Genomic DNA, 8,720 nt, shown 5'->3' on the forward strand with positions numbered 1-8,720 from the left:
TAGGTTGTTGGACTTTGGTTATGCATTGAAGCTTGGAGCTTGAAACTTGAAGCTTGAAGCTTGAATGAAGCTTGCAGCTTGAAGCTTGAAGCTTGAAGCTTGGAGCTTGGAGCTTGGAGCTTGAAGCTTGAAGCTTGAAGCTTGGAGCTTGGAGCTTGGAGCTTGAAGCTTGAAGCTTGCAGCTTGAAGCTTGAAGCTTGGAGCTGCTGGAGCTGGAGCTGGTGCTGGAGCTGGAGCTGGAGCTGGAGCTGGAGCTGGTGCTGGTGCTGGAGCTGGAGCTGGAGCTGGCGCTGGAGCTGTAGGTGGAGGTGGAGTCTCTGGAGGATTCGGCTTTATGCTAATAAAACTTCTATAAAAATTATGATTATATTCTTTAACTCCATCTACAAAACCAAGATAAGGAAGATCAAAAATATTAACGAAACCCATATTATAGTTTTCGTAATCACCAGTTCTACCAGTGATTGGCATGTCATTATAACGGTACCAATGGGCTCCTACAAAGTATGGTCTAGCTTTGATATTGTCCATATATTCAGCATAAGCTTGAGCTCTATGTGTTTGAGTAGCTACGCTAACAACACCTCCGCGGAAATGACCTAAGTTACGCGCGCCAAAAGCAAATTCTCCTATCATCATAGGTTTGGCTTCTCCTCTTGCTTGGATTGCTTGCCAGAGCTTATCAAAACCTCTCTCTTCTATATATTCTGCTTCTCTGTATACATTAAAACTTAAAACATCAACATGCCTTGAAGCTGCTACTACTGCTGGTTCTGCAATTGAGTTAAATCGACTACCTAAATATAATTTATTTGGAAGTTTGGTTCTAAAGGCATTTTCAACGACAGTGTAATATTTCTCAGCGTATCTTTCTAGGATCTCATCAAGATCTTGATTTACAGTGTTGTTCAACTGTCCATCATTTATGTCTAATGATACGTCGACTAAAGCTCTAATACCGTTTCCTGTGAAAGCTCCAGTTGGTGTACCAAACCATGCAGTGTTTAACGCTGCTACATTATTGTTATATTTTCCAGCTAAGTATTCAATTGCATCTTCCTTGCTGAAATTATTGATTGATTTAAGAATGGCACGCGGTAATCTACGTAAGTATTCGTCGCCTCCGCCTGACCACTGGATTTCATTGTCTACAAAAAGACCAATACAATATGGGTCTGCATTTGCACCGTTCATCTCAGCACCTTCGAAAAATTTATTGTTTACATAGTCTGCATAGTCACCATTGAAAATATCAGGAAAGGGAATACTAATTGAAGTCCCTGTATAGAAAACTCTTATGAAATCTTCAGTAGTCCCAGGTAAAACTAGACTGAACTCTCCGTTTTTAGGTCGAGGGAAAGTTCTTAGTAAAGGAGAAGTAGTTGTATACGGTAACCTGTCTTGCTTTAGAGTGATGTTGTCGGAAATGAGCTCTCGTTTTGAAAAAGCTCCGATAGTATTAAAACCCCAACCGTTTAATCGTTTGAGAGCTCTTTGCGGCCACCACCTCAAATCAGTTCCGTTGTTTGTGCTTGCTAGCTGCGCGTATAAATTGGTATTTTTTTGATAGAAATTAATATGTTCTTGTTTTTTAACTGGTGGTGTTGGACTCAGTTGCGCCAATGTATTTGGTCCAAATATACCTTCAATTTGTTGACCATTCTTTTTTCTTTCGATAAGTGTTTTCGAATGACCATCGTTGTCAATTTCATTTACTCCAAGTGAAAAGAAGGGATTGCCTAGAGGGGTTTTAAACCAAAATCTATCAATTCCATCTTTTGCGATAGTTGCGATAGTGAAATGTCCATTATTTATTGTGTTGTTATCGTCGAATTCCGGGCAGAGTTCATTGGGTTGACAAATCAAGCCGCCGTACACATCTCTATCACTGGCTTTAGTAAGACTTCTAGTGTAGTTTAGATCCGAGATAATTTTTTGAATAAAATCACCATTGTTTTGTATTGGACGAGTAAACATACCTTCGTATTGTCCATAATCATCGACAATAGGATTAGTTGCTGTATAAATACGTTCAGAGCCTTTTTTGAGTGTAGTGACTTGAATATGATATTCTTCGTTTGATCTTGCACTAGGATCTCCACCAAGGTCTATAAAGAAGGAGATCTTTTTAATTGAGTTAATGTCAATGCTTGTTTTGCTTGGAACCAATGTAGTGTAGTAATTATTAAGGACTTGACCGTTGTAAATTTCTACAAATGGTTTGCCAAGTATATTATGCTCAAGCATTCTTAGAGGGAAAGCAAATTTGTTCATTTCGTTAGTTTTAAGGTCTATGCAGTCTTGAATTAATTTACCTGTTGATTCAATGCTGATACAAAAATATGCTTTAGTATTTGAAAAGTTTTTTACCTGGAAAGTAAATCCATCATAAGTTGACAAGTCTAGTGGGTTAGTAAAATTGATTGCAACTTTGGGGTACCTAGAACCATTGTTTGTATAGTTCACGTCAAAACCATAAGCCCAGGTCGCAATTTCTTCTGCACCTTGCTCATAGCTAACAGTGGCTGCAGTTTTAATATTGATAGTTCTGTCGCCATTTGGATAGCCCTCAAGGGTTGGAATTGGGGGCGAGGTTGCTGCAACATTACTAGGCAATGAATTTAACCCTGATAGAGTGATTGATATGATCAATATTTTAGTGAGGAATCTTTTCATATGAAAATAGAGCTAAATATAGCTTAGTGCAATCTATCGGCAGTCGAGGTTATGTGTAGCTTAAGGATTAAGTAAAATTTAGGTAGATTAAATATTGATCCTCTAAGTTAACTAATGATATTTAACAAATCTTGATTAAGACTTGGTTAAAGCCAAACAATTAATAACTTTGTGATTAGATAAGGGTTGAGACTTTGCATTTATCAGTGAATTATTAGGCGATATGAGATACTATGAATACTTCATCACCTACTATCTGTTCATAGAAATTAATAAAGTTGGCATGTTCGTTATTGGTAATAAGACCATCATTATTAAAATCGTAAGCCGGATCGTACCATGTACTATTTTTGTTTAAAACGATTGTACTAAATACATTTGATAGATGTCTTGGATCGAAATTTCCTGTTTGACTTGGATCAGTAAGATTCAATATTTTGATTATGGTTGCTGAGTCAGGGTTGGTAGCTAATATCGTTGTAATAAAATCTTCACCCATTAAACCTAGTTCACCACTTCTTCTGATTGCCAGTAGACCTTCTAAAATATTTTGATCACTTATCTCAGTGTCACCATCCTGATTAAAACTGTCTACTATGTTTTTAATTCCTGCCAAGTTAGGGTCGCTTGCAAGAATGTCTATAAGTAGTTGGTAATCAGCTTGAACTTTGGCGCCAGTTATTATATCCAGCATTAACTGACCGTATTCAGCTTTGGAGATTATACTATCACCACTAGTATCTATTTCTTCAAATTGATCAGTTAAAGCTCCAAAATCACTAGTCATGCCCAGCGCGGCTAATAATTCATCAAAGTATGCAAAAGTCTTAGTTCCTTGTTGAATCTCGACCCAGAGACTAAAGAGTTCTACTGTTAAAGTACTGGAGTTTAAATCTATTCCTGAATTAATTAGAGCAGTTTGCATTGCTGATTTTTCTGTATTCTTAGCGATAATATCATTTGCAATCTCTGCATCAGTTCCAGTGAGAGTGTTTTGAGCTATCTTAACTAGAGTATTCATTAGTTCTTGATTTGAAATTACGCCAATGGTATCTGTATCAATAGTGTCAATGATGCTTTGGATTTGACTAAATTCTGGATTTTGATTTTGAAGTATTGCCAACACTAAAGGAAAGTCAGCACCAAAAGTACTTGAATCAAGTCTTTGATCTAGAATTGCTGAAATAACTTCTGCTCTTTCTATGTCACCATTGCCGCTTGAATCTAATTCAGCAATTATTGCTTCGATTCTTGTTTTATTGCCATTGCTTGCAAAAATCGCATCAACTAATCGTGCATCATAGCTAGCTAATGTACCAACTGCTCTATCAGCCAAGATTAATTTAGCTATCTCGATATCAGAAATTTGACCATCTCTTGTTTCTGAATCTACTAGATCAATTAATTGATCTGCTGCTATTCCATCTGCGATGCCAGGGATTGCTGCCTTGAGTTCATCACTAAAGTCGGCTTGACTACCTGCATTGATCGATAAAAATACTGCAACTAATTCGTCATAATCTACATTGCCTGATTCATTTGGATCAAGGCTATTAACTAGGTTTGTAATTGCTGCGCTGTTTGGATTGGTTTTCTTGAGTTCGGTAATAATTTCATCTGATTCAGCTTGACTCAATTCAGGATATGCAGAAGTTCTGTTGGCAAACAATTCAGCAAATAATTCAATGTCTTCAACAGCACCGTCAGCGTCTCTGTCAAATGCAGTAATAAGATTATTGATCTCATTGAATTTTGGATTTTTGTTTAAAATATACTGTATTAGTGCTGGGTCTTCAGTAAATTCATTCCTTCTGAATTTAAGTATGTTTGTGGTTAATTCCAAATTGCTGATTTCACCATCTTGGTCAGCATCTATTGCTTGAACCAAGCTTGCAAGAGTTGTTTTGTTTGGGTTTTGTGAAAGAACTACATTCACGATGTCGGCTCCTGGATCGGTGATTGATTCATTGTTGAGATTGAAGAAAGCATTAATCACTTCCTTGTCAGAGATTAGCCCATCTATTATCTCGGTATCTACGTCATCAATGAATCGGCTCAAGGCTGCTGAATCAGCGTAAATCAAGTCTGCAACAGTGAGGAAGATATTGAGTTTGGTCGTGTCTACTGACGAGTCAGCTCTAAGGAATAATTGATTGAAATTAAGTAGGAATTCTTCGGTTGATACCAAGCCATCAACAACTACAGTATCAAGAGTTGTAATTGCTTCATTGACTAGATCTGCGTTTTCAACAAGCTCAGTAAATTTTGCCATGATCTCTGGTCCAGGGTTTGTTACTTCACCACGATTGATTTTCATCAGAGCAGCGGTGTATTCTCGAAGGTCAATGTCGCCACCAAGAGGGTTCATTAATTCATAGGTCTCCAGTATTGTAGTTGCATCAGGGAATGCTTCTATCACTGCACGTACAAGGGTTTCGTCGTAACTAAGCGCAGCATTCTTAAAATCCAAGACGAATGTAAACATCTCATCTAGGCTAGGATTACCATCCTTGGCTGGATTGATTTTATCTATTAATTCATTAATCTCGGTTTTTTGGTTATTGAGCTCAAGTGCCATATTATAAATATCAGCATCTAGACCAGTAGTTTCATCTCTGTAATCTGCAAGGATTCCTTTAATAACTTCATCAGTGCCAATGATATTATTTTTGTTCTTGTCAATGAAATTGAGGACAGCAAGTATCTCAGCACTATTGGGGTTCTTGGCAATTATTTTTTGGATTAGTGCTTTGCTGTTGGCGCCAATTGAACTATCTGTTAATAGTTCAGTGATTGCTGTTAAGAACTCTTGGTTAGTGATTTCTCCCCGGTTTGTTGTTTCTGTATCTACTCGTCCAATTAATTCTCGAATTAAAGCAACGCTGCTGTTACTGTTAATTATTTGTTCTACCAAACTAGCGTCAAGAACAATATCGCCCCTTAAACTAGCCAGACTAAAGTCAATCACCTCGTCATCAGTGATAGAACCATCTTCAATACTGTCGATTGCTTCTATTACTTGAAATAGACTCAAATATGGTTCTCTGCTTTTAAGGATGTCTACGGCTAGTTGGTGTTCACTCTCTACGATATTACCTGCACGCATGTCCATTATTATGCTGATGAATTCTTCCTCTGAAATAACTCCATCTTGTTCATTATCAAATAATGCAACTGATTGTTCGAGCGCAGCGAGATTGTCGTTAGTGCCAAGGAAAAGAGCTTGCTCTAATACGGCCCCACTAGTTGTCGTGGCTCTCAGTGCCAGTAGAATATCAAAGGCTTGAGCATCTGTAATAGTGCCATCAAAATCTATTGACATGGAAGCGAAGATGGCTAATAATTCGTCAAATTTGTCATTGGTTCTTAAAACCATGTCTATATAAGGATCAGTTAGATCAACTTCTCCTCTGCGTGAAGCGAGTAAAGTACTAAGTACTTCTAGGTTAGAAACTTCTCCATCTGGATTAGTATCAATTAATTCTACAGCAGTCTTGATTTGTTCTGAATTTTCATTGAGATATTCAAGTACAAAGTTGGCTATCATTGGATCTACGTTACTGCCAAGTAATTCAGCTCTATTTTTAAGTAAGCCTGTAATTGCTTCACCGTCTTCAATATCAAGATTGCCACTTGTATCAAGTAATTCTAATGACATTACAACATCATTGAATTTCGGATGAACACTACGTAGGCTATTGGGGATTGCTTGTCCTTTTGATTTTAACTTGATGACATAAAGTAAAATCTCTTCAAGAGATATTTGATTATCTCTATTCGTATCAATTAGCATGTTGACAATACTGTCACGTGATAAACTTTTGCCTTGTTGATTTGTGTTTGTGCGAAACCCAGATCTCATACCAGCTCTAGTCACGAGGGTACGGTTGTCTGAGATATCATTACGAGAATCTGTGTTTGAAGAATAAGTTTGTGAATTTAGTTCTGAATCTGATCTCTGTGTTCCACTACGATTGCCAAGATTGCCAAGTTGAGTCGCTGCTCTATTCTGAGTTACGGTGCTTCTATTACTTAATGAGCTAAGTAAACGGTTTACAGATGAACTATTGGCCCGACTAGACGCACCACCTTCTGTATTATTTCTTCTTATTCTTGGATCTGCCATTAATGCTTTAGAGCACCCCTTTCTAGAGTCATGTTCACATAGTAAAATTAAGCCTAGGTTAACAGAGCCCATGTTGGTATAGACTATAAAGTTGATTCTGCTATTTCCTTTGAAATAATCAAAATATAGATAAGATAGCTGTAATTATTAGGTCAAAACACCCACTTTTCTACAAATAACTTGACAATACGCATTAAGGAGGCGTAGAATTACATATGTCATGACAAGTGTCTGATATAGATCATTAGAATAGTTTTTTAACTAGGGCCAGCAATGCAAAATATAACTGCTACTAATCCAACTATCAATACAGGTGTCGCTGCTCCTGCTAATCAGCCTGTTGCCCAACCAGCTGATGCTACTACTCAAGATGGGCGTGGTATCGGAACGACTTTGGCTGACGTTGGTAAAAAAGCTGGTGCTTTTGGAATAGATGTTGCTGGTAAAGGAGCGAATGTACTTGCAGATACTGGTACACAGATTGTAAAACAAAAAGCAAGAGCAGTATTGCATATGGCTGTTACTGACAGGATTCGAGATTTAGTTCGTATCTTTCAAGCTTTACCTTACGGTGAGCGTTTGCTCTCTAACATTATTAAAAACTTTTTTTATCCATATTATAAACAAGTGAACCCGCATACTGATTTACAACCAGATCAAATTGCACAACAACTTATGAATGGGCATACTGAATTCTTCGAAGATGATTTAGTTAAAAGTTTTGATAAATTTATTCAAGATAGTTTGAATGATGCAGATAAAGCTAAGTATGTAAGTGGTGAGAAAAAAGTTGTACTTATTGCATTTAAAAATATGCTTATGAACCAAGTGAAGACAGCTAAAGAACCAGGTGGAATCAAAAAAATCGCAGCTGGAATTGCCAATTGGATTCCGTTCGTAAATAAATTACCAGAGGCTGCTAAGCCTTGGGCTGGTGGAGCGATTGGTGGTTTTGTTGGATACAAACTATTGCATGGAATGTGGAAATTAGTTAAGTGGGCTGTTTTAGGTTTCACTGGTTACAAAGGTTTTCAAATGGTAAAAAATAAACTAGGAGGAGGCGGAGCTCCTGCTCCAGATCATGAACCCGGAGAAAAATCCAAGGGTAAAATGGCAAGTGTTTTAGAGGGTGTCAGTAAAATGGCACAGATGGCTGGTGGTCCTGGCGGCGGCATGATGGGCGGCGGCGGTCCTGGTGGCGGGCTTGGTGGCATAGTCTCTGCACTCGCTGGTGGCGGCGGTAGGTAGCGCACGCAGCAATCCAATGTGAGGTATATAATTAATTTATGTTAGAAATCAAAGAAGCTCGTTTAGAAGATTTTGATTCTATTTGGCATATCTTTCAAGAGGTTGTCAAAGACGCTGATACCTATCCCTATCCACCTGATATTAGTTTAGACGAAGCGCGCAAGCTTTGGTTTGCAAATAATGCCAGGGTTTATATTGGCTACTTAGATGGAGTGCCAGTTGCAACTAGATATATTTGTGAAAACAAAACAGGACTTGGTTCTCATGTCGCTAACACTGGTGTGATGATAGATAGCAATTATCGTGGACGTGGTCTTGGTAGGGAGATGAATGATTTTGCAATTACTAAAGCTCGCGAGCTTGGTTATAAAGCTATTCAGCTAAATTTGGTAGTTGTGAATAATGAAGCATCTATCAAAATTTGCCAGCAAAATGGTTTTGAGATTATTGGAACTTTGCCTGGAGCTTTTTATTATAAGCAAAGTGAATATGTTGATGCTTATGTAATGTATAAGCGGTTATGATAGAATTTGGCTCATGGCAAGCATCCTCAAAAAACTACCCAAAGGCGAAAAAGTAGGCATAGCATTCTCAGGAGGTCTAGATACTTCTGCTGCTATCGCTTGGATGAAAGCCAAGGGTGCAGTGCCTTATGCCTATACTGCCAATC

4 protein-coding genes are annotated in these 8,720 nt (G+C 38.0%); 2 read left to right on the forward strand and 2 right to left on the reverse strand.

Annotated elements, in window-relative coordinates:
• Positions 1–18: 18 nt before the first annotated feature.
• Positions 19–2,676 (reverse strand): hypothetical protein, encoded by a 2,658-nt coding sequence (locus O3C63_08540; protein ID MDA0772975.1) that lies wholly within the window; start codon positions 2,674–2,676, stop codon positions 19–21.
• 214 nt (positions 2,677–2,890) lie between these two features.
• Positions 2,891–6,802, reverse strand: coding sequence for a hypothetical protein (locus O3C63_08545; protein ID MDA0772976.1), 3,912 nt, complete (start codon positions 6,800–6,802; stop codon positions 2,891–2,893).
• Between the two features lie 273 nt (positions 6,803–7,075).
• On the opposite strand from O3C63_08545, the gene O3C63_08550 reads away from it, so the two are divergent.
• Together O3C63_08550 and O3C63_08555 are read left to right on the forward strand one after the other, a co-directional pair.
• Positions 7,076–8,050 carry a hypothetical protein gene (locus O3C63_08550; protein MDA0772977.1) on the forward strand — a complete coding sequence of 325 codons (975 nt, stop codon included), beginning with the start codon at positions 7,076–7,078 and terminating at the stop codon, positions 8,048–8,050.
• A gap of 38 nt (positions 8,051–8,088) precedes the next feature.
• Entirely contained in the window at positions 8,089–8,574 is a 486-nt protein-coding gene (locus O3C63_08555; protein MDA0772978.1) for a GNAT family N-acetyltransferase, read from the forward strand.
• Positions 8,575–8,720: the final 146 nt, after the last annotated feature.

The organism is Cyanobacteriota bacterium (assembly GCA_027618255.1).
In the GTDB taxonomy this organism is placed as follows: domain Bacteria; phylum Cyanobacteriota; class Vampirovibrionia; order LMEP-6097; family LMEP-6097; genus JABHOV01.